This window comes from Streptomyces lonarensis (assembly GCF_012033735.1).
Taxonomy (GTDB): Bacteria; Actinomycetota; Actinomycetes; order Streptomycetales; family Streptomycetaceae; genus Streptomyces; species Streptomyces lonarensis.
In genome coordinates this window covers 1-20,985 of the sequence record NZ_JAAVJD010000084.1, presented here as the reverse complement: position 1 = coordinate 20,985, position 20,985 = coordinate 1, and the positions used below count along the sequence as shown (strand labels likewise).

Genomic DNA, 20,985 nt, shown 5'->3' with positions numbered 1-20,985 from the left:
GGCCCGGCCCCCGCCTGGCGCCCCCGCCGGGGGTGTCCGGCCCGGGCGGCCACGGCGGCTACCCGGCGGAGCCGCACGGCCCCACCGGGTTCGGCGCGGCGCCGCCCCCCTCCACCGACGGCACCGACGGCCGCCGCGGGCCCGGCGGGCAGTACGACTCCGACGACCGTTTCGGCGAGGGGGACCCCTACCGCTCCGGGAGCGACCACCACCGCGGTGGTCAGGCCGCCGGCGGAGAGCGGGACGCCTTCGCCAACCTCTACCGTGACCAGCACGCGGCCGGTCCACGTGCCGCCGCCCCGGCCGCGCCCGCGGTCCCCGGGCCGGCGGAGAGCGGCACGGAGGCCGTCGCGGAGAGCCGGCCGGCGCCTCGCAAGCAGGGCAAGGCCGCCAGCATCCTCAAGTCCAGCGCCATCATGGCGGCCGGCACGCTGGTCTCCCGGGCCACCGGCTTCATCCGGCAACTGATCCTGGTCGCCGCGCTGGGCGCCGCCGTCCTCGGCGACACCTACGCCGTGGCGTGGGCGCTGCCCTCGATGATCTACATCCTCACCATCGGCGGCGGCCTCAACTCGGTCTTCGTCCCCCAGCTCGTCCGCTCCATGAAGAACGACGAGGACGGCGGCGAGGCGTACGCCAACCGCCTGCTGACCCTCGTGATGGTCATCCTCGCGGTCCTGGTGATCATCTCCGTGGTGATCGCCCCCTGGCTGATCCGGATGATGTCGCCGAAGATCGCCGGCGACCCGGCAGCCGGCGAGGTCGCGATCGCGTTCGCCCGCTACTGCCTGCCCACCATCTTCTTCATGGGCGTCCACGTGATCATGGGGCAGATCCTCAACGCGCGTGACCGCTTCGGGCCGATGATGTGGACCCCCGTCCTCAACAACATCGTCGTCATCTTCACCTTCGGGATGTTCATCTGGGTCTACGGCACCCAGAGCAGCTCCGGACTGTCGGCGGAGTCGATCAGCGGCGAGGGCATCCGGCTGCTGGGCATCGGCACCCTGCTCGGTCTCACCGTCCAGGCGCTCGCGATGATCCCCTACTTGCAGGCCACCGGGTTCCGCATCCGCCCCCGGTTCGACTGGGTCGGCCACGGCATGGGCAAGGCCATGAAGCTGGCCAAGTGGACGGTGCTGTTCGTCCTGGCCAACCAGGTCGGGCTCGTCGCCGTCTCCCAGTTCTCCACCTGGGCGGGCGCCAACGCGGAGGCAGCCGGCTACCCGGGTACCGGCTTCATCGCGTACAGCAGCGCCCTGCTGATCTGGCAGATGCCGCAGGCCATCATCACCGTCTCGATCATGGCCGCACTGCTGCCGCGCATCTCCCGCTCGGCGGCGGACGGCGACAACGCCGCCGTCCGCGACGACCTCTCGCACGGCCTGCGCACCTCCGCCGTCGCCATCGTGCCGATCGCCTTCGCGTTCCTGGCGCTCGGCGTGCCGATGTGCACCCTGCTGTTCGGCTCTGCCGGTGAGGAGGGCGCCCGGTCCTTCGGCTACATCCTCATGGCGTTCGGGCTGGGGCTGATCCCCTTCTCGGCGCAGTACGTCGTGCTCCGGGCGTTCTACGCCTACGAGGACACCAAGACGCCCTTCTACAACACCGTCGTCGTCTCCGCCGTGTGGATCGCGCTCTCCGCCACCTCGTTCTTCCTGCTTCCCGACCGCTGGGTGGTCGCGGGCATCGCCTTCAGCTACGGCATCGCCTACGGCGTGGGCGTCGCCATCGCCTGGCGCCTGCTGCGGAAGCGCATCGGCACCGACCTGGACGGCGCCCGTGTCGTCCGCACCTACATCCGGCTCTGCGGCGCGGCGATCCCCGCGGCGGCGCTGGGCGGCGCGGCCGGCTACGCCATCACCCAGGCCCTCGGCTACGGGATGATCGGCTCCCTCGCGGCACTGGCCGGCGGCTCCCTGGTGCTGCTCGCGGTGTTCTACATCGCCGCACGGAAGATGCGTATCGAGGAGCTCAACGCGATGGTCGGTATGGTGCGCGCACGACTCGGACGCTGATCCCGTACAACCTCCGTCCACCAGTACGTGTCGTGCAGGGTGCCGGAGGGACGGCACAATTGACTGGGTCAGTACTCGTCAGCGGCTGCGGCCAGGACCGGGGAGGCGGAATCGACGGTGGCGGAACGGATCACGGCCGCGGACGCATCGAAGATCTCCGGAGACGCCGCCACCAGCGGTGACAAGCCCCCGAGCCCGGCAGCGGAGCGCCCGGCACGGCCGCCGGCCACAGCACGCCCGGCCTCGGCCGGCGGCCGCAAGAACCGCGCGCGGAGTGACGCCGAACGCTCCTTCACCGAACTCCACAGCGGTCACAAGCTGGCCAAGCGGTATCGGTTGGAGGAGTGCATCACCCGTCTGGACGGGTTCAGCAGCTGGCGTGCGGTGGACGAGAAACTCCGACGCGCGGTCGGTGTGCATGTTCTCCCCGCCGACCACCCCCGCAGCGCGGCGGTCCTTGAAGCGGCCCGCTCCACGGCGCTGCTGGCCGACGCCCGCTTCGTCCAGGTGCTCGACGCCGACCGCCACGGCGACCTGGTCCACGTGATCCACGAGTGGCTGCCCGACGCCACCCCGCTCTCCACGCTCCTCCAGTCCGGGGCGCTGGAGACCCACGAGACCTACGAGATGATCCGGCAGGTCTCCGCCGGGATGGCTGCCGCCCACCGCGCGGGCCTGGCCCACCTGCGGCTCACCCCCGGCACCGTGCTGCGCACCGGAGCCGGGCTCTTCCGCATCCGGGGGCTGGCCGTGGACGCCGCGCTGCGCGGCATCACCGCTGCGCACCCCCAGCGCACCGACACCGAGGCCGCGGGGGCGCTGCTCTACGCCGCGCTCACCCAGCGCTGGCCCTACCCCGACGGCGCCTACGGACTGCGCGGCGTCGCCGGCCTCGATCGCAACTCCCGCGACAGCCTCGCCACCCCCGAGCAGGTCCGGGCCGGGGTCCACCGCGGCCTGTCGGACCTCGCCATGCGCGCTCTGGTGAACGACGGCGCGACGGCTGCCAGCGAGAAGCCCCCGTGCGTCACCGCCATCGACCTCATCTCCGCGCTGGACGAGATGCCGCGCATCCGGCCGCCGGAGCCCGAGGCCAACCTCGTCGGCTACCAGCCGACCACCTACCAGCAGGGCACCTATGCGGGCGGCCCGCGGGGGCCCGCCATGCACGGCCCGCTGCCGCTCACCCCGGCGGCCCCGCCGGCCCTGCCCGGGCGTATGGGAAGCGCCCTCAAGTGGGGGGTCTCGGCGCTGCTGATCGCCGCGCTCGGCCTGGGCAGCTGGCAGATCGCCGATGCCCTGATGGGCAGCGACACCCCCACCTCGACCCCGTCGCCGCCCGACCAGCCGCGGCCCGAGGCGCCGGGTGCCGAGGTGCCGGGACAGGTCGCCGGCGGGCCGCTGCCCGTGACCGCGGTCCGTGACTTCGACCCCTTCGGGGAGACAGGGTCGCAGAACCCGGACGCGGCCTCCTATGTGATCGACGGCGACCCCAGCACCTTCTGGCACACCCGGAACTACTTCGGGCCCGGGTTCGGCAATCTCAAGCCGGGACTCGGCCTCATCCTGGACCTCGGCGAACCGCGGCAGGTCTCCTCGGTGACGGTCGACGCGATCGGACAGCACTCGATGCAGCTGCTGGCAGCCGACAGCTCCGCGTCCGGCACGCCGTCGAGCTTCGAGGAGTTCTCCGCGGTCGACGAAGGGGTCGGCGCATCGGTGACCCTGACCGCGGAGGACGGGGTGGAGTCCCAGTACCTTCTGGTATGGCTCACCGAACTGCCGCGCGGCGACGACGGCAATTACCGTGGCCGCATCACCAACGTCACTGTGTCCGACTAGAGACAGCCGACGTCCACCGACCGACCCTGTCGGCTCGGCCCACGGCACCGAGCCGACACCGCCCGCTCCCCAGCGGTCGACGCCGTCGGCCCGCGGACCGCGGTCACGGACCTCTCGCTGCCGCCGAAGGGAGCCCGGCCGGGTGCCATCCGACGAAGAGCTCCTCGCCCGCCACGTGGCCGGGGACCCCGATGCCTTCGGTGAGATCGTCCGTCGCCACCGGGACCGGCTGTGGGCCGTCGCCCGGCGCACGCTGAGCGACCCGGAGGAGGCGGCGGACGCCGTCCAGGACGCGCTCGTCTCCGCCTACCGCGCCGCCGGGTCCTTCCGGGGGCAGGCGGCGGTGACGACCTGGCTGCACCGCATCACGGTCAATGCCTGCCTGGACCGGGCCCGCAAGGCGAAGAGCCGACGGTCGACCCCCATGCCGGAGCAGGAGCGCCTGGAGGCGCTGCTGGAGCCCCACGAGTCCGCCGCGGGCCCCGCCGAACGGCACGACCTGCGCCGCGAACTACGGGAGGCGCTCGACTCCCTGCCGCCGGAGCAACGAGCGGCACTGGTACTGGTGGACATGGAGGGGTATCCCGTGGCGGAGGCGGCCGAGATCCTCGGTGTGCCGGTGGGCACCGTGAAGAGCCGCTGTGCCCGCGGCCGCGCGCGGCTGCTTCCCGCGGTCCGGCATCTGCGTCCGCGTGACCCCGGCGCCACTGCGGGCGGGGACGACGGAGTCACCGCGGCGCCTCCCCCCGGGAGCGGGCAACGCGGCGGCGCCGCCCCACCGGGGCGGCGGGCGGGCACCGCACGGAACCGGACCACGGAGCCGTCCGTCCCACCAACGAGAGACACCGGAGACACCGGCGCGATCCAGGGCGGAGGTGGACGTCAGTGAAGGAAGCACATCCCGATCCCGCGGAGCTGGCCGCGCTCGGCGAGGACCTCCTCGATCCGGCCGAGTCCGCGGCAGTACGGGGCCATCTGGCCGACTGCGCCGACTGCACCGCGCTCCTCGCGGACCTGGAACTCCTCGCTGTCGAGCTGCCGTTGCTCGACCCTCCGGAACCGATGCCGACCTCCGTCGCCGATCGGATCGAGGCCGCGCTCGCCGCCGAAGCTGACGCTGTTTCACGTGAAACCCAGGCGACCCACACCGGTTCGGCAGCCCGAACACCGCGGTCCGCGGCGACCACGGCAACGACCGGGGGCGACGGTCGCTCCCCGGGGCCGCAGATCTCAGCAGCCGGGTCGAACAGTTCCCGGCGCGGGCGACGCCGCCACTACCTGCTGGCCGCGGTCGGCGCGGTCGTCGCGCTCGGTGCCGGCGGGCTCATCGCGCAGAGCCTCGGCGAGGGAGGTGGCGGCCCGGACGTCGTGGCCGGCGCGTCGGAGAGCGGGGCCGAGGACGACCAGGAGATGTTCTCCGAGCAGATCGACTCGGACGCCCTCGAGACAGAGGTGCAGGAACTGCTCACGGCACCACCCGCCGGCTCCGAGGAGACCGGGCCCCAGTCGGCGCCCCCCTCGTCCGAGCCTCCGAGGACGGACCCCCGGAGCGAGGCGCCTTCCCCCGACCGCGACGACGACCCGGCCGAGGAGTACTCCACCCAGGGCGGCGTCCCCGGGAACGAGGAGTCCGCCGAGGCTCTCGGCGAGACACAGCAGGCGGACGGCACGGCGCCGGAGTGCGTCCTCGCCGCCACCGGGCGCCAGGACCAGCCACTGGCGGTGGCCGACCACTACGAGTACGAGGGAGTCGACTCCTACGTGCTGATCCTGCCGGATCGCGGGGACGAGGAGTCGGTCGACGTCTTCGTCGTCGACGCTGCCTGTGCGATCGACCAGCCGACCGAGGCCGGGGTGGTCCTGCACGCCGACACCTATCCGCGAGCCTGACACCAGGTCGCTGCCTCGCATGGACCCTCAGGCGGCCGGGCCGCGCCGTCCCGAGCCGTCCCTGGCCGGTCCGGCCGGCCGGAGGGCGCTTCGGGAACGGGCGTGCGGGAGTGACACGCTACGGGGCGACGGAGTCGGACCGGGGCCCTGCCGGGAATGATCGGGGCCCTAGGATCCGTTATGGGACTGCGGGCCCTGACCGGGGTCGGCAAAGCAGGACCCGTGACCCGAGAACTCAGCAGACAAGGATGAGGCCCTGTGAGCGATGTCCGCAATGTGATCGTCATCGGTTCCGGCCCGGCCGGCTACACCGCAGCGCTGTACGCGGCGCGTGCGTCGCTGAAGCCGCTGGTCTTCGAAGGCGGTGTCGCTGCAGGCGGTGCGCTGATGACGACCACGGAGGTCGAGAACTTCCCCGGCTTCCGCGAGGGGATCATGGGGCCGGACCTCATGGACAACATGCGCGCCCAGGCGGAGCGCTTCGGTGCCGAGCTGATCGCGGACGATGTCGTCTCGGTGGACCTTAGCGGACCCATCAAGCGCGTCACCGACAGCGTGGGCACCGTGCACGAGGCGCGTGCCGTGATCGTCACCACCGGGTCGCAGCACCGCAAGCTGGGTCTCCCCCGCGAGGACGAGCTGTCGGGTCGCGGTGTGTCGTACTGCGCCACCTGTGACGGCTTCTTCTTCCGTGAGCACGACATCGTGGTGGTCGGCGGCGGTGACACGGCGATGGAGGAGGCCACCTTCCTCTCCCGCTTCGCCAACACCGTCACCATCGTTCACCGCCGGGACACGCTGCGCGCCTCCAAGGCGATGCAGGAGCGCGCCCTCGCCGACCCGAAGATCAAGTTCATCTGGAACAGCGAGGTCGCCGAGCTGCACGAGGAGAACAACAAGCTCACCTCATTGACGCTGCGTTCCACCACGACGGGCGAGACCTCGGAGCTCCCCGCCACCGGGCTGTTCGTCGCCATCGGCCACGACCCCCGGGTCGAGCTCTTCAAGGACCAGCTCCACCTCGACGAGGAGGGCTACCTCAAGGTGGACTCCCCCTCGACGCGCACCAACGTCCCCGGCGTCTTCGCCGCCGGCGACGTCGTCGACCACACGTACCGGCAGGCGATCACCGCTGCGGGCACCGGGTGCTCCGCGGCGCTCGACACCGAGCGCTACCTGGCAGCCCTGGTGGACGCCGAGACCATCGAGGTCTGACCCCGCCCGCCCCCCCTGAAGTTGACCATCCCCCCACTGATGCAGAGGAGAACATCATGGCTGATGCCACCATCACCGTGACCGACGCCGACTTCGCCGAGACGGTTCTCAACAGCGACAAGCCCGTACTCGTCGACTTCTGGGCGGCGTGGTGCGGTCCGTGCCGCCAGATCGCCCCCGCCCTGGAGGCCATCGCGGGCGAGCAGGCCGGGAAGATCGTGATCGCCAAGCTCAATGTGGACGAGAACCCGGAGACGGCGGCGAAGTACGGCGTGATGTCCATTCCGACGATGAACGTCTACCAGGGCGGGGAGGTCGTGAAGACCATCGTCGGCGCCAAGCCGAAGGCCGCCATCGAGAAGGACCTCTCCGACTTCATCGGCTGAGTCGACTCGACGCGCCTCCCACTGCGGGCAGCAGAAGGGGGCTGGCTGTTTCACGTGAAACAGCCAGGCCCCTTCGTCGCGTCAAGCCATCGGGCCGGGGTCAGCTCTGCTGATCGCCGCTCGGGTTGGGGGTCAGCTGGTCGCCGAGGACCCGCCCCTCACCCGGCGCCAGCTGCCCCAGAATCCGCTCCAGATCCTCCATCGAGGCGAACTCCACGACGAGCTTCCCCTTCTTCTGCCCAAGGTCGACCTTGACCCGGGTCTCGAAGCGGTCGGAGAGCCGACCGGCCAGGTTCTCCAGGGCAGGAGAGACACGCTTGCCCGCACGCGGGCCGCGGCCCTTGGGCTGGCCGCCACGCTCCAGCGAGACGATCTCCTCGATCGCCCGGACGGAGAGCCCCTCGGCGACGATCCGATGGGCCAGCTTGTCCTGGGTCTCCGCGTCGTCGACGGAGAGCAGGGCACGGGCATGCCCGGCGGAAAGCACCCCCGCAGCCACCCGGCGCTGGACGGCGGCTGACAACTTGAGGAGCCGGAGCGTGTTGGTCACCTGCGGCCGGGACCGGCCGATGCGGTCGGCGAGCTCGTTCTGCGTGCAGTTGAACTCGCGGAGCAGCTGGTCGTAGGCGGCCGCCTCCTCCAGCGGATTCAGCTGAGCGCGGTGCAGGTTCTCCAGCAGCGCGTCCAGCAGCAGCCGGTCGTCCTCGGTGGCGCGGATGATGGCGGGAATGGCGTCCAGACCGGCTTCGCGGCAGGCACGCCACCGACGCTCGCCCATGATCAGCTCGTAGCGCTCCTCCCCGAGCGACCGCACCACGACCGGCTGGAGGAGACCCACCTCCTTGATGGAGGTGACCAGCTCCGCCAGGGCGTCCTCGTCGAAGACCTCTCGCGGCTGCCGGGGATTGGTGGTGATGGAGTCGAGCGGCAGCTCCGCGAAGGTGGCACCCGCGACCGTCGCGAAGGCGGTGGGCGACTCCGCCGGGTCGTCGACCTCTTCGACCGGTTCCGAGCGGTCCGGCTCGGGCGTCGCCGCCTCAGCGATCACCGCCGCCGCGACGCCACGCTCGGCGGGCAGCACGGGGACAGCGCTGGGCGAGGTGGGACCAGCAGGGTCGGAGATCTCCTCCGCGCTGCGCGGCGCGGTCGGGATCAGCGCCGCCAACCCACGTCCGAGTCCTCTGCGTCGATCGCTCACAACTTCCCCTCGCTCGCTTCGTGGTGCTGCGGGCCGGTGCCCCGCAGCGCGATCTCACGGGCGGCCTCCAAGTAGGAGAGCGCACCGCTGGAACCCGGATCATAGGTGAGGACCGTCTGCCCGTAGCTCGGCGCCTCGGAGATGCGGACCGACCGGGGGATGTTGGTCCGCAGCACCTCCTTGCCGAAGTGGCTGCGCACCTCCTCGGCGACCTGGGACGCCAGCCGGGTCCGACCGTCGTACATCGTCAGCAGGATGGTCGAGACATGCAGCTCGGGGTTCAGGTGGCCGCGGACCAGCTCCACGTTGCGGAGCAGCTGGCCCAGCCCTTCGAGCGCGTAGTACTCGCACTGGATGGGGATGACCACCTCGGTCCCCGCCACCAGTGCGTTGACCGTGAGCAGCCCGAGCGACGGTGGGCAGTCGATGAAGACGTAGTCGAGCGGCTGTTCGTACTTGCTGATCGCCCGCTGCAACCTGCTCTCGCGTGCCACCAGCGAGACCAGCTCGATCTCGGCGCCGGCCAGGTCGATCGTGGCGGGGGCACAGAAGAGGCCCTCGACGTCCATCACCGGCTGGACGACCTCGGAGAGAGGCCGTCCTTCGACGAGCACGTCATAGATCGAGGGGATCTCGGCGTGATGGTCAATGCCGAGCGCCGTGGAGGCGTTGCCCTGCGGGTCGAGGTCGACCACCAGGACCCGGGCGCCGTGGAGCGCAAGCGAGGCGGCCAGGTTGACGGTGGTGGTGGTCTTCCCCACCCCGCCCTTCTGGTTGGCGACGATCATCGTTCTGGTCTCGGCCGGGCGCGGCAGCGCTCCGCCGGTGCGGTGCATGGCAGCGACGGCCAGCTGGGCGGCACGGCTGGCCGGGAGCCCGTTGCCGCCCGGGGCGGCCCGCCCCATGTCGACCGCGCCGCCGGGTGCGTCGGGCTGCTCGGATCGGGGGCCGGGGACCGGTTCGGCCGTCGGCCCAGCAATGTTGGCGTCTGACCGCAAGGGTTCACTCTCCTCGACGCTCACAGTCTTCGTGGCTTCAAAGACTGCCATGTCGGTGGTGTTCTGAACCAGCGAGCCCCGCTTACTTGTGGACAACGCCCGCCCCGTGGCGGGCGTGCCGCCTCGATCCCGGTGCGCGGCGGTGCGCTCTCTCGGTCCGGCCGCATCGCGACCCCGGCTGATGATTCCCTGCAGCAGCGAGCGTCGTTTCACGTGAAACACCTTGCTGGCACCGGCTGAAGCGACCGGCGGCGACACACCTCGTTCGTGCCCACCGGCCCGGTATGGAGTAGCCGCGGTGCACGCCGCAGCGGAGACGACGACGGCGCCACCCCCGTGGGGTGACGCCGTCGAATCTCTCGGTGCGGCCTGGGTGGGCGGGCCGCTTCGCCCCGGCTCATCGCCGGCGCCGACGCCCCGCTCGGGCCGCCTTGGCACGCTTGGCCGCGAAGCGCACGCCCCCCGGGCTCTCTCCCGCTTCCACTCGCACGACAGTGGAGGGCGGGTCGACCACCCCGGCGCCCGCCGTCAGCACCTCGGTGCCGACCACTCCGAGCTTGCCGAGCGCCGCACGGGCGGACTTCAGCTCCTCGCCGGCGGTGTCCCCCTTGATGGCCAGCATCTGGCCATAGGGACGCAGCAGCGGCACGCCCCAGCCCGCAAGTCGATCCAGCGGGGCAACGGCGCGGGCCGTCACCACGTGGACCGGGGTGAAGGTGCCCAGCACCTCCTCTGCGCGTCCGCGGAGCACGGAGACGTGGTCCAGTCCCAGCAGCTCGACCACTTCCTCCAGGAAGCGCGTGCGGCGGAGCAACGGCTCCAGGAGGGTGATCTCCAGGTCGGGACGGACCAGTGCGAGCGGGATGCCGGGCAGGCCGGCACCGGAGCCCACATCGCAGACCGTGACGCCTTCCGGGACGACCTCACCGAGCACGGCGCAGTTGAGCAGGTGGCGCTCCCAGATGCGGGGCACCTCCCGGGGGCCGATCAGCCCTCGCTGCACGCCGACCCCCGACAGGAGCTCGGCGTACCGTTCGGCGTCCGGCAGCCGGTCGCCGAACACCCGCCGAGCGGCCTCCGGCGGCGGGCCGGGCTGCTCGACGGGTGTGGCGGCCGCGTCCTCCGACGTCACGGAAGGACGACCACTCGGCGCTGCGGCTCCTCGCCCTCGGACTCGCTGTTGAGCCCGGCCTCGGCGACGGCGTCGTGCACGACCTTGCGCTCGAAGGGCGTCATCGGCCTGAGCTTGACCGCTTCGCCCGTCTCCTTCACCTGGGCGACGGTCTCCGCCGCCAGCTCGGTGAGCTTCACGCGCTTCGCCTCGCGGTGACCGGCGATGTCGAGCATGAGCCGGCTGCGCTCGCCCGTCTCCCGGAGGACGGCGAGTCTGGTCAGCTCCTGCAGCGCCTCCAGGACCTCGCCCTCGCGCCCCACGAGCTTCTGCAGGTCGCGCGGGCTGCCGTCGGCCATGATCGAGACCAGCGCACGGTCGGCCTCGACGTCCATGTCGATGTCGCCGTCGAGGTCCGCAATGTCCAGCAGGCCCTCCAGGTAGTCGGCCGCGATCTCGCCCTCCTGCTCCAGGCGGGTCAGGGCCGGCTCGCTGCCCTCTGCGGTGGCGGTGGTGGTGTCCGACACGTCGGGACTCCTTCTCACTTCTTGGACTTGGCAGAGGAGGGCTTGGTCCGGGAGCCCTGGGACTTGCCCGAGCCGTTCTTGCCCGAGCCGTTCTTGCCGGAGCCGTGCCGGCCGGCGTCGTTCTGACCCGTGCTGCTCGGGCCGGAGTTGCTCGTGCCCGCGTCGCCACCGTCGGCGCTCCCGGCAGCGGTGCTGCCGTTCGGCTTCTTCCTCGCGGCATGGGCCTTGCCCTGCGGGTTCTTCTTGTGGACCTGCGGGGCGGGGCCGCCCTGCCGCTGGGACTTGGACTTCCGCTTGGGCTGCGACCGGTTGGCGCGGGCCTCTTCGATCTGCTGCTTGGTCTCGACCTCGACCGGGTCCTCCTTCAGCTTCCCCTTCTTCCGCAGCCGCTCCTGGCGCTGCTGGAAGGCGAGACTGCCGGGTGTGGGGTTCCGGGTGATCACGTACATCTGCTGGCCGAGCGTCCACACGTTGGTGGTGAGCCAGTAGATGAGGACACCGACCGGGAAGTTGATGCCGAAGACGGCGAACAGGACCGGGAAGATGTACATCAGCATCTTCTGCTGATTCATGAACGGCGTCTTGACCGTGAGGTCGACGTTCTTCGTCATGAGCTGGCGCTGGGTGTAGAACTGCGACAGCGACATCAGGATGATCATGATGACGGTGACGACGCGCACGTTGGTCAGTGAGGCGTCGAACTCCGCGAGGCGCTCGGCACTGTCCATGAACTTGGTGGCGATCGGGGCACCGAAGATGGTGGCCTCACGCGCGCTCGCGACCTGGTCCGCGTTGAGCACGCCGACCGTGCGGTTGCCGGCGATGTGGTTCAGCACCTGGAAGAGCGCGATGAAGAACGGCGACTGCGCGAGGATCGGAAGACAGCTGGAGAGCGGGTTGGTACCCGTCTCCTTGTACAGCTTCATCATTTCCTCGGACTGGCGCTGCTTGTCGTTCTTGTAGCGCTCCTGGATCTTCTTCATCTGCGGCTGCAGCGCCTGCATGTTCCGCGTCGCCTTGATCTGCTTGAAGAACAGCGGGATCAGGGCGATACGGATGACGATGACGAGCGAGACGATCGACAGACCCCAGGCCCAGCCGCTGCCCTCGTCGAAGACGAGACTGTAGAGGTCGTGGAACCGCACGATGATCCACGACACGATCCAATAGAGGGGACTGAGGATCGAGTTGATCGTGTCCACGAGTCAGGCTCCTTGGGCATTCGTATGGGTCCGGTGCTGCCAGCGATTGCGCAGGCGCTGATGCCAGACAGGGTGCTTCCGGGGTGGGACGTGGTCGACTCCGCCGGACGACCAGGGATTGCAGCGCAGGATGCGCCAGGCGGTGAGGCCCGTGCCCTTGATGGCACCGTGTCGCTGAATGGCCCCGTACCCGTAATGGGAGCATGACGGGTAGTAACGACAGACAGGACCGAGAAGCGGGCTGATGGTCCACTGATACAGCTTGATCAGCAGAAGCAGCGGGTACTTCACGGTCGTACCTCTCCCAGCAGCCGCGTGAGGGCGGCATCGAGGTCCCGGGCGAGTCGCTCCGAGGAGGCTTCACCCGCGCCGGGCAACGCCCGGACAACGACCAGGCTACCTGCGGGCAGCCTGGGCAGACGTGTCCGTACCAGATGGCGCAGGCGTCGCTGCGTACGGTGGCGGACCACCGAGTTCCCCACGGCCTTGCTCACGACGAAACCCGCACGTGGCAAGGGGGTGTTCTCCCCTGTCCCGTGCGGGTTCGTGTCGTTGAGATGGACGACGAGGGTCCGACGACCGGACCGTCGACCGCCGCGTACCGCAGCTGTGAAGTCCTCGCGCCGCCTCAGCCGGTTCTCGGAAGGCAGCACTGCTCCACCACCTGAGTCGAGGGACTCAGGCCGACAGGCGGGCGCGGCCCTTGCTGCGACGCGTGGCGATGATGGCGCGACCGGCGCGCGTCCGCATGCGCAGCCGGAAGCCGTGGGTCTTCGCGCGACGCCGGTTGTTCGGCTGGAAGGTGCGCTTGCTCACTTGGGGCTCCAGTACATCTTTCGGTGTTCCGGCAAGGAGGCTCACCGGTCCAGGTGTGGGAGTCGATCGGCTGCCACCGTGCGCCCACGAGGAGCCGCGGTGCCCAGATCTGTGGCGTGTGCACAGCCACTCGGGCTCCGACCCTGTTCGGGAGTCTGCCCATCGGAGGCAGGCGGCGCCAGCCGTCGACAACTCGACCGTGCAACGGTACGCGCGCGCCGCCCTCCCGGTCAAACCGCGTCATCGTGGCGTACCCGCCCCAGGCGTGGCAGGCCGCCCGGTTGTACACACCCTGTGGACAATGACTTGATGCGGGCACGCCGCGCTGTCTACCGTGGCGTGTTCGGAACCAGTTCCTCAGCCCCGGCGCTCCCACCGTCCTCCGCACTCGCCGGCGCGATCCGTGACCAGCGAGCCGAGAGAGCGTGCCCCGTGGCTGACCTTCCTGCCGACCTCGCAGCGGTGTGGCCCCGTGCGCTCACCATCATGCTCTCCGACGGGCAGGCGCTCGAGCCGAAGGACCAGCGCTGGCTGCAGGACTGCCAGCCGTTGGCGCTGGTCTCGGGCACCGCACTGCTCGGGGTCCCGAACGAGTACGCCAAGAGCGTGCTGGAGGGACGGCTCGCGCCGCTGATCAGCGGCGCGCTGAGCCGGGAGTGCGGCCACCCCGTCCGGTTGGCCATCACCGTCACCGCGCCGCCTCCCGAGGCGGCCCCGGCGCGGGTGAGCAGCTCCGAGCCCGCCCCGCCGGCGGAGGGCGAACTCCCCCGGCACGGCGCCGACCCGCGCGGCGAGGGCACCCGCGGCGGTCCGCCGGGCGGTGGCCCGGAGTACGGCGCGGGCGAGATGCCGACACCGCGGCCCGCCTACCCGGACCACCCGCACGCCCCGCGCACCTGGCCCCAGGACGGCTATCCGCTGCCCTCGCAGCGCGAGCCCTACGGCCGGGAGGAGTACGTCCGCGAGACACGGGAGCCGCGCGAGGAGTACCAGCCCTACCAGGGGTACGAGAAGCCCGGCTACGACGAGGGCGGCCACGCCCCGGGGGGCCGCGGCGGCTACGACCGGGGCGGGTACGACCAGGGCGGCTACGAGGGCGGGTACGACCAGAACGCGTACGACCAGAACTCCTACGACAGCAGCCAGGGCGGCTACGACCAGCGGCACGACCAGCGCCATGTGCAGCCGCAGGTGCCCGGCCCCCGCTTCGAGCGGTACGGGCGCCCCAGCGCTCCCGCGCACGGCGCCCCCGCCCCGTCGGGCGGAACCACGGGGCCGGCGGAGCCCACCGCGCGGCTGAACCCGAAGTACCTCTTCGACACCTTCGTGATCGGCGCCTCCAACCGCTTCGCCCACGCGGCGGCGGTCGCGGTCGCCGAGGCCCCGGCCAAGGCGTACAACCCGCTCTTCATCTACGGGGAGTCGGGGCTGGGCAAGACGCACCTGCTGCACGCCATCGGGCACTACGCCCGCAGCCTGTACCCCGGCACCCGGGTGAGGTACGTCTCCTCGGAGGAGTTCACCAACGAGTTCATCAACTCCATCCGCGACGGCAAGGCCGACGCCTTCCGCAAGCGGTACCGCGACATGGACATCCTGCTCGTCGACGACGTGCAGTTCCTCGCCAGCAAGGAGTCCACGCAGGAGGAGTTCTTCCACACCTTCAACACGCTCCACAACGCGAACAAGCAGATCGTGCTCTCCTCGGACCGGCCGCCGAAACAGCTGGTGACGCTGGAGGACCGGCTGCGCAACCGCTTCGAGTGGGGCCTGATCACCGACGTCCAGCCGCCGGAGTTGGAGACGCGCATCGCGATCCTCCGGAAGAAGGCGGTCCAGGAGCAGCTCAACGCGCCGCCCGAGGTCCTGGAGTTCATCGCCTCCCGCATCTCCCGCAACATCCGCGAGCTGGAAGGCGCCCTGATCCGGGTCACCGCCTTCGCCAGCCTCAACCGCCAGCCGGTCGACCTGGGGCTGACCGAGATCGTCCTGAAGGACCTGATCCCCGGGGGCGAGCACGCCACCCCGGAGATCACCGCGGACGCCATCACCGCGGCCACGGCCGACTACTTCGGTCTCACCGTCGAGGACCTGGCCGGCTCGTCGCGCAGCCGCATCCTGGTCACCGCCCGCCAGATCGCGATGTACCTCTGCCGCGAGCTGACCGACCTGTCACTTCCCAAGATCGGACAGCACTTCGGCGGCCGCGACCACACCACCGTGATGCACGCCGACCGCAAGATCCGCGCGCTGATGGCGGAGCGGCGCTCGATCTACAACCAGGTCACCGAGCTGACCAACCGCATCAAGAACGGCTGACCGGCGCGGGCGGCCCGCCCGTCCGAGGCCCTGCCCGGGGCGCTCCGCCGGTTGCCACGGCGGTGAGCGGTCACCGTGACGCCGGCAGCCGAGCCGCGGACGCCACCACGCCGCCCCAGCCCCACCGCCCGCAGCCGCGAGACGTGCTGTGCGGCAGCTGCCCGTTCCCTGCACCACGCCCGTAGCCCCGCACCGTGTGCCGCCCGCCCCCGTCACCCCGGGCCGGTCCTGACGGGCGCTGAGCCACTGGCCCGCCGCCGCCACAGCACCCGCCTGGCGCGGCCGCCGTGGCGCCCCTGCCGCACGCCGCGGGAGTGCCACGGCCACCGCGCGGGCGCACCTGCCTCCCCGTCGCACCCCGTCGCACCCCGCGCGGAGCGTGCCCGTACGCCCGCTGCACCGTGCTCCAGAAGCCACGGAGCGCCACCGGACGGGACCGGCCCGCGCGGCCCGTCGGCGTCCCCGGGCGCTCCTGCCGCTGCCGGCGGCGTTCGGCGAGATTCGAACGTGTCGGGCGGACCGTTCGAGAAAACGGCGGGTTACGGGTCTCGTCCACAGATTCGGCTACTTTTTTCTCTCCACACCCTGTGGGCGTCGCAGGTTGTCCGCAGGCGCGTCCACAGGTCGGAGCGCGTCTCGTCGTCCTCGCAGGTCAGCTGGGTGTGGATTTGTGGATCAAGGAAACCCACAGCCTGTGGACAACGGTCGGCACCCCCCGGGGCCGGTTCGCGGTTGTCCACGGGAGGGGCCGTACCGCCCACAGGGGAAGGGTAGTTGTGCACAGCCTGTCCACAGGGTTGTCCACTGTTCGGCAACGGAGCAGCAGGTCTCGCCGGATGGAGTGAAACAGCTCACAGGGAAGTTGCCACGAGGCTGTTGAGAACGCGGCGAAAACTGGGGACGGCGCTGGGGACAACCCGGGGCTTCCTGGGGACGGCCTGTGCACAAGGTTCGGGCGTCCACAACCAGGGCCTGTTTTTCCACGGCTCCACCCACAGGGGCGGTGGATAAAAAACTGGGCCTGACCTGCGAAAAGGGGGTTATCCACCGTTTCCACAGGCCCTACTACTACCACTACGGATAGAGAGCTCGCAGATCGTTTTGAAGTGGGTGCTGTGCATAACCAGGCCCGGGCCCGGTCTACCCCTCCCGAAGCGACTTGACTCCTCCGAGCCCCTACTGTCGGTGCGGTGCGTCAGACTGGAGACCTGCACGCAGCAGGCAGCAGGACCCAGCAGTAGGTAGCCGCCAGGAGAGGCGAGCGGCCAGCAACAGCAGCAGGAGGCGGCTGAAGTGAAGATCCGGGTAGAACGCGACGTGCTCGCCGAGGCGGTGGCCTGGGCTGCCCGCAGCCTCCCGGCCCGTCCGCCGGTCCCGGTGCTCGCCGGGCTCCTGCTGAAGGCCGAGGAGGGCTCGCTGAGCCTGTCGGGCTTCGACTACGAGGTCTCCGCCCGCGTCTCCGTCGACGCCGAGACCGAGGAGGAGGGCACCGTCCTCGTCTCCGGCCGGCTGCTCGCCGACATCTGCCGCGCGCTCCCCAACCGCCCGGTGGAACTGTCCACAGACGGTGTGCGGGTGAGCCTGGTCTGTGGGTCCTCCCGGTTCACGCTGCACACCCTCCCGGTGGAGGAGTACCCGGCGCTGCCCGAGATGCCGACGACTGCCGGCACCATCTCGGCCGAGGTCTTCGCCGCCGCTGTCGGCCAGGTGGCCATCGCCGCCGGCCGCGACGACACCCTCCCCGTCCTCACCGGCGTGCGCATCGAGATCGAGGGCGACACCGTCACCCTCGCCTCGACCGACCGCTACCGCTTCGCGGTCCGCGAGTTCCTGTGGAAGCCGGAGACCGCCGACACCTCCGCCGTCGCCCTGGTCCCGGCCAAGACGCTCCTGGACACCGCGAAGTCCCTGGCGAGCGGCGACACCGTCTCGCTCGCGCTCTCCGGCTCCGGCGCCGGTGAGGGGCTGATCGGCTTCGAGGGCTCCGGCCGACGCACCACCACCCGACTGCTGGAGGGCGACCTCCCGAAGTACCGCACGCTCTTCCCGACCGAGTTCAACTCCGTCGCGGTGATCGAGACCCCGCCGTTCGTCGAGGCCGTCAAGCGCGTGGCGCTGGTGGCCGAGCGCAACACCCCCGTGCGGCTGAGCTTCGAGCAGGGCGTCCTGACCCTGGAGGCCGGTTCCAGTGACGACGCACAGGCTGTGGAGCGGCTCGACGCCCGCCTGGAGGGTGACGACGTCTCGATCGCCTTCAACCCCGGCTTCCTGCTGGAGGGGCTGAGCGCCATCGACTCCCCGGTCGCCCAGCTGTCCTTCACCACCTCCACCAAGCCCGCGCTGCTCAGCGGCCGCCCCGCGGTCGACGCGGAGGCCGACGACGCCTACAAGTACCTGATCATGCCGGTGCGGCTCAGCGGCTGACCGCGGCCACCGCTCCGCGGGCAGCCGGTTCGCGGCTGCCCGCCTCCCTCACCGCACAGCTCCCAGCACCGCCCCGACCCCGCTCCGGCGGGTGCCTTCCCGCCCACCGGGCGCGCGGAGGCCGGGGCGGTGCGCTGCTCGTGGGCCGCGCGGGCGGTTCACGGCCCGGGCCCCACGGCGCGCCTCACGGCGGCGCGTAGGCTCTCGGGGACGGAACACGCTGCCCCGGGGCAGCGGCACGACCACCAGAAAGGTCCTTTCGATGGAGCTCGGTCTCATCGGCCTCGGCAAGATGGGCGGCAACATGCGCGAGCGCATCCGCCGGGCCGGCCACACCGTTGTCGGCTTCGACCACAACGCCGAGATCGCCGACGTGCACAGCCTCGGCGAGCTGGTGGAGTCGCTCTCCGGCCCGCGCGTGGTGTGGGTCATGGTGCCCGCGGGCGACGCGACGCAGGCCACCATCGACGAGCTGGCCACGCTGCTGTCCCCCGGTGACGTCGTCGTCGACGGCGGCAACTCCCGCTGGACCGACGACGAGGCGCACGCAGCCCAGCTCGCGGAGCGCGGCATCGGGTTCGTGGACTGCGGGGTCTCGGGTGGCGTGTGGGGGCTGGAGAACGGCTACGCGCTGATGTACGGCGGCGACGCCGCGGACGTCGCGAAGGTCCAGCCGGTCTTCGACGCGCTGAAGCCCGAGGGCGAGTTCGGCGCCGTGCACGCGGGGAAGGTCGGCGCCGGCCACTTCGCCAAGATGGTCCACAACGGCATCGAGTACGCGATGATGCAGGCGTTCGCCGAGGGCTGGGAACTGCTGGAGGCCGTGGACTCGGTCACCGACGTCCGCGAGGTCTTCCGCTCCTGGCAGGAGGGGACGGTCATCCGGTCCTGGCTGCTGGACCTCGCGGTTCGCGCCCTCGACGACGACGAGCACCTCGCCTCGCTGCGCGGCTTCGCCCAGGACTCCGGCGAGGGCCGCTGGACCGTCGAGGCGGCCATCGACCACGCAGTGCCGCTGCCCGCCATCACCGCCTCGCTCTTCGCGCGGTTCGCCTCGCGCCAGGACGACGCACCGCAGATGAAGATGATCGCCGCGCTGCGCAACCAGTTCGGCGGGCACGCGGTGGAGTCCACCCAGAAGTGACCGCCGGCGGCCGGGCGACGTCCCGGCCGCGCCGCACTCCCCGGCGCCGCGCCGGTGTCGGGGAGCGGCGGCCGGACCAGCGAAGGGTTCGACCTCGTCCATGCATGTCACCCATCTCTCGCTCGCCGACTTCCGCTCCTACCGGCGCGCGGAGATCGATCTCGGGCCCGGTGTCACGGTCTTCGTCGGGCCCAACGGGCAGGGCAAGACCAACCTGGTCGAGGCCGTCGGCTACCTGGCCACCCTCGGCAGCCACCGCGTGGCCTCCGACGCTCCGCTGGTCCGCTCCGGGGCGGAGCGCGCGGTGGTGCGGGCCGCGGTGGTCGAGGGCGACCGCCGGCAGCTGGTCGAGCTCGAACTCAACCCGGGCCGCGCCAACCGCGCCCGGATCAACCGTTCCGCGCAGGTCCGACCACGGGACGCGCTCGGCATCGTGCGGACGGTGCTCTTCGCCCCCGAGGACCTGGCCCTGGTCAAGGGCGACCCCGGGGAGCGGCGCCGTTTCCTCGACGAGCTGCTGACCGCGCTGGCCCCCCGGCTCGCAGGCGTCCGCGCCGACTACGACCGGGTCCTCAAGCAGCGCAACACCCTGCTGAAGTCCGCCGCGATGGCGCGTCGCCACGGCGGTGGCCGGGCCGCGGGCGGCAAGGGGGTCGACCTCTCCACGCTCGACGTCTGGGACCAGCATCTGGCCCGGGCGGGTGCCGAACTGCTGTCGCGGCGACTGCGCCTCGTCGCCGCGCTGCGGCCGTTGGCCGACGAGGCCTACGAGCAGCTGGCCCCCGGCGGCGGCCCGGTGGGGCTGGAGTACCGGTCGACGGCGGACGCACCGGAGTCCGCGGACGCGGAGGTGCCGAGCGCACCCGACCCGGCGGCAGACCGCCCGGCGGACGGCTCGGGCGCGGTTGACGCCGAGCCCCCCTCCCCCGAGGTGCTTTACGCCCGGTTGACCGCCGCGCTCGCCGCCGCGCGGCCGCGGGAGATCGAGCGGGGCGTGACGCTGGTGGGGCCCCACCGCGACGAACTCGTGCTCCGGCTGGGGCAGCTGCCGGCCAAGGGGTACGCCAGCCACGGTGAGTCGTGGTCCCTGGCGCTGGCGCTGCGGCTGGCCAGCTACGCGCTGCTCCGGCAGGACGGTCCGGAGCCGGTGCTGGTCCTGGACGACGTCTTCGCCGAGTTGGACGCGCGCCGACGCGAGCGGCTCGCCGGCCTGGTGGCACCGGGCGAGCAGGTGCTGGTGACGGCGGCCGTCGCGGAGGACGTGCCGGCCGTGTTGGACGGACGGCGGTTCGACGTGGCCGACGGCGAGGTCGCCGTGGCCGGTGAGCCCCGGCCGGCCGGGGGCGCCGCAGCGGGTTCTCCCGGCGGGCCCGACGGCACGACCGATCCCGCACCGACCGACCCCGCGCCGGTCGACCCCGAAGCGACCGACCCCGCGCGGGTCGGGCCCAGAGCGGCCCGTCCCGGTGCGGTCACTGACGCCGCTACCGCCGACCGGCCCGGCAGCGCACCGGAACCAGGTGCCGCGGACGGCACCCCCGCGACCGCCCCGGGTCGGGCCGGTGAGGAGACCGCACCGTCGCCCGGCGGCGATCGCGGACGGCTGTCGGGCGAGGGACCGGTGCACGGTGGCTGAACCCGGCGCCCCGCGCGGCGGCGACCGCGCGCAGGAACGTCTCTTCGGCCCCGGCCCCGGGACCGGCACCAGCGGCGGCGGTCCCCGTCCCGGGCCCGCCTCCGCCGGGCCCGCCCCCGCCCGTCCCGGCCGGGGCGGTGCGGCGTCGGCCCGGTCCGGCGCACCCACCGCGGCCGGTCCCCCCACCCCGCCGGCCGGCTCCGCGGCGTCTGCGACCGCCACGCCGCCCGTCGCGCCGGTGCAGCGCGCCGCGCCGAGC

17 protein-coding genes and 1 pseudogene are annotated in these 20,985 nt (G+C 71.7%); 10 read left to right on the top strand and 8 right to left on the bottom strand.

From position 1 onward, the window contains the following. The 6 genes from murJ to trxA all read left to right on the top strand — a co-directional run. A partial coding sequence (gene murJ, locus HCN56_RS12880) for a murein biosynthesis integral membrane protein MurJ (RefSeq protein WP_245246491.1) occupies positions 1–2,018 on the top strand: 2,018 nt, incomplete at its 5' end. Between the two features lie 117 nt (positions 2,019–2,135). Beyond that, the gene (locus HCN56_RS12875; RefSeq protein ID WP_167970549.1) at positions 2,136–3,860 is read left to right on the top strand and encodes a protein kinase family protein; all 1,725 of its coding nucleotides are present in this window, start codon (positions 2,136–2,138) and stop codon (positions 3,858–3,860) included. Positions 3,861–4,002: 142 nt separating this feature from the next. Continuing rightward, the gene (gene sigM / locus HCN56_RS12870) at positions 4,003–4,749 is read left to right on the top strand and encodes an RNA polymerase sigma factor SigM (RefSeq protein ID WP_167970547.1); all 747 of its coding nucleotides are present in this window, start codon (positions 4,003–4,005) and stop codon (positions 4,747–4,749) included. Then, complete coding sequence (locus HCN56_RS12865) at positions 4,746–5,750, top strand: RsmA family anti-sigma factor (protein ID WP_167970545.1); 1,005 nt, start codon at positions 4,746–4,748, stop codon at positions 5,748–5,750. The genes sigM and HCN56_RS12865 overlap by 4 nt, the downstream gene beginning before the upstream one ends. Before the next feature lie 258 nt (positions 5,751–6,008). Continuing rightward, positions 6,009–6,965, top strand: a complete 957-nt coding sequence (gene trxB, locus HCN56_RS12860) for a thioredoxin-disulfide reductase (protein ID WP_167970542.1) — start codon at positions 6,009–6,011, stop codon at positions 6,963–6,965. Positions 6,966–7,021: 56 nt separating this feature from the next. After that, entirely contained in the window at positions 7,022–7,351 is a 330-nt protein-coding gene (trxA, locus tag HCN56_RS12855; protein WP_167970540.1) for a thioredoxin, read from the top strand. A 100-nt stretch (positions 7,352–7,451) separates the two neighbouring features. Here trxA and HCN56_RS12850 read toward each other — a convergent pair whose 3' ends face one another. The 8 genes and pseudogenes from HCN56_RS12850 to rpmH form a co-directional block, all read right to left on the bottom strand. Beyond that, positions 7,452–8,549, bottom strand: a complete 1,098-nt coding sequence (locus HCN56_RS12850; protein WP_167970538.1) for a ParB/RepB/Spo0J family partition protein — start codon at positions 8,547–8,549, stop codon at positions 7,452–7,454. Next, a complete protein-coding gene (locus HCN56_RS12845; protein ID WP_245246490.1) occupies positions 8,546–9,598 on the bottom strand; it encodes a ParA family protein in 1,053 nt (350 codons plus the stop codon). The genes HCN56_RS12850 and HCN56_RS12845 overlap by 4 nt, the downstream gene beginning before the upstream one ends. A 346-nt stretch (positions 9,599–9,944) precedes the next feature. After that, the gene (rsmG, locus tag HCN56_RS12840) at positions 9,945–10,679 is read right to left on the bottom strand and encodes a 16S rRNA (guanine(527)-N(7))-methyltransferase RsmG (RefSeq protein WP_167970535.1); all 735 of its coding nucleotides are present in this window, start codon (positions 10,677–10,679) and stop codon (positions 9,945–9,947) included. Continuing rightward, complete coding sequence (locus HCN56_RS12835) at positions 10,676–11,185, bottom strand: Jag family protein (RefSeq protein WP_167970533.1); 510 nt, start codon at positions 11,183–11,185, stop codon at positions 10,676–10,678. Before HCN56_RS12835 ends, rsmG begins: the two co-directional genes overlap by 4 nt. Before the next feature lie 14 nt (positions 11,186–11,199). Continuing rightward, the gene (gene yidC / locus HCN56_RS12830; RefSeq protein WP_167970551.1) at positions 11,200–12,378 is read right to left on the bottom strand and encodes a membrane protein insertase YidC; all 1,179 of its coding nucleotides are present in this window, start codon (positions 12,376–12,378) and stop codon (positions 11,200–11,202) included. 39 nt (positions 12,379–12,417) lie between these two features. After that, positions 12,418–12,678 (bottom strand): annotated as a pseudogene (gene yidD / locus HCN56_RS12825) (membrane protein insertion efficiency factor YidD); the annotation flags it as partial. Then, the gene (rnpA, locus tag HCN56_RS12820) at positions 12,675–13,040 is read right to left on the bottom strand and encodes a ribonuclease P protein component (RefSeq protein ID WP_167970528.1); all 366 of its coding nucleotides are present in this window, start codon (positions 13,038–13,040) and stop codon (positions 12,675–12,677) included. The gene rnpA and the pseudogene yidD, both read right to left, overlap by 4 nt. A gap of 25 nt (positions 13,041–13,065) precedes the next feature. Continuing rightward, complete coding sequence (rpmH, locus tag HCN56_RS12815) at positions 13,066–13,203, bottom strand: 50S ribosomal protein L34 (protein ID WP_059010105.1); 138 nt, start codon at positions 13,201–13,203, stop codon at positions 13,066–13,068. Between the two features lie 432 nt (positions 13,204–13,635). Between rpmH and dnaA the strand changes: the two genes are divergently transcribed. The 4 genes from dnaA to recF all read left to right on the top strand — a co-directional run bounded on the left by dnaA (position 13,636) and on the right by recF (position 20,726). Further along, the gene (gene dnaA, locus HCN56_RS12810; protein ID WP_167970526.1) at positions 13,636–15,522 is read left to right on the top strand and encodes a chromosomal replication initiator protein DnaA; all 1,887 of its coding nucleotides are present in this window, start codon (positions 13,636–13,638) and stop codon (positions 15,520–15,522) included. A 1,293-nt stretch (positions 15,523–16,815) separates the two neighbouring features. Then, positions 16,816–17,946 (top strand): DNA polymerase III subunit beta, encoded by a 1,131-nt coding sequence (gene dnaN, locus HCN56_RS12805; RefSeq protein ID WP_167970523.1) that lies wholly within the window; start codon positions 16,816–16,818, stop codon positions 17,944–17,946. Positions 17,947–18,166: 220 nt separating this feature from the next. Next, positions 18,167–19,090, top strand: a complete 924-nt coding sequence (gnd, locus tag HCN56_RS12800) for a phosphogluconate dehydrogenase (NAD(+)-dependent, decarboxylating) (protein WP_280923272.1) — start codon at positions 18,167–18,169, stop codon at positions 19,088–19,090. A 100-nt stretch (positions 19,091–19,190) separates the two neighbouring features. Continuing rightward, the gene (recF, locus tag HCN56_RS12795) at positions 19,191–20,726 is read left to right on the top strand and encodes a DNA replication/repair protein RecF (protein WP_376770872.1); all 1,536 of its coding nucleotides are present in this window, start codon (positions 19,191–19,193) and stop codon (positions 20,724–20,726) included. Positions 20,727–20,985: the final 259 nt, after the last annotated feature.

What these genes read in the sequence shown, in the direction of transcription:
- recF (WP_376770872.1), top strand. Translation starts at nt 19,191, where the DNA reads ATGCATGTCACCCATCTCTCGCTCGCCGACTTCCGCTCCTACCGGCGC.
- HCN56_RS12845 (WP_245246490.1), bottom strand. Translation starts at nt 9,598, where the DNA reads ATGGCAGTCTTTGAAGCCACGAAGACTGTGAGCGTCGAGGAGAGTGAA.
- trxA (WP_167970540.1), top strand. Translation starts at nt 7,022, where the DNA reads ATGGCTGATGCCACCATCACCGTGACCGACGCCGACTTCGCCGAGACG.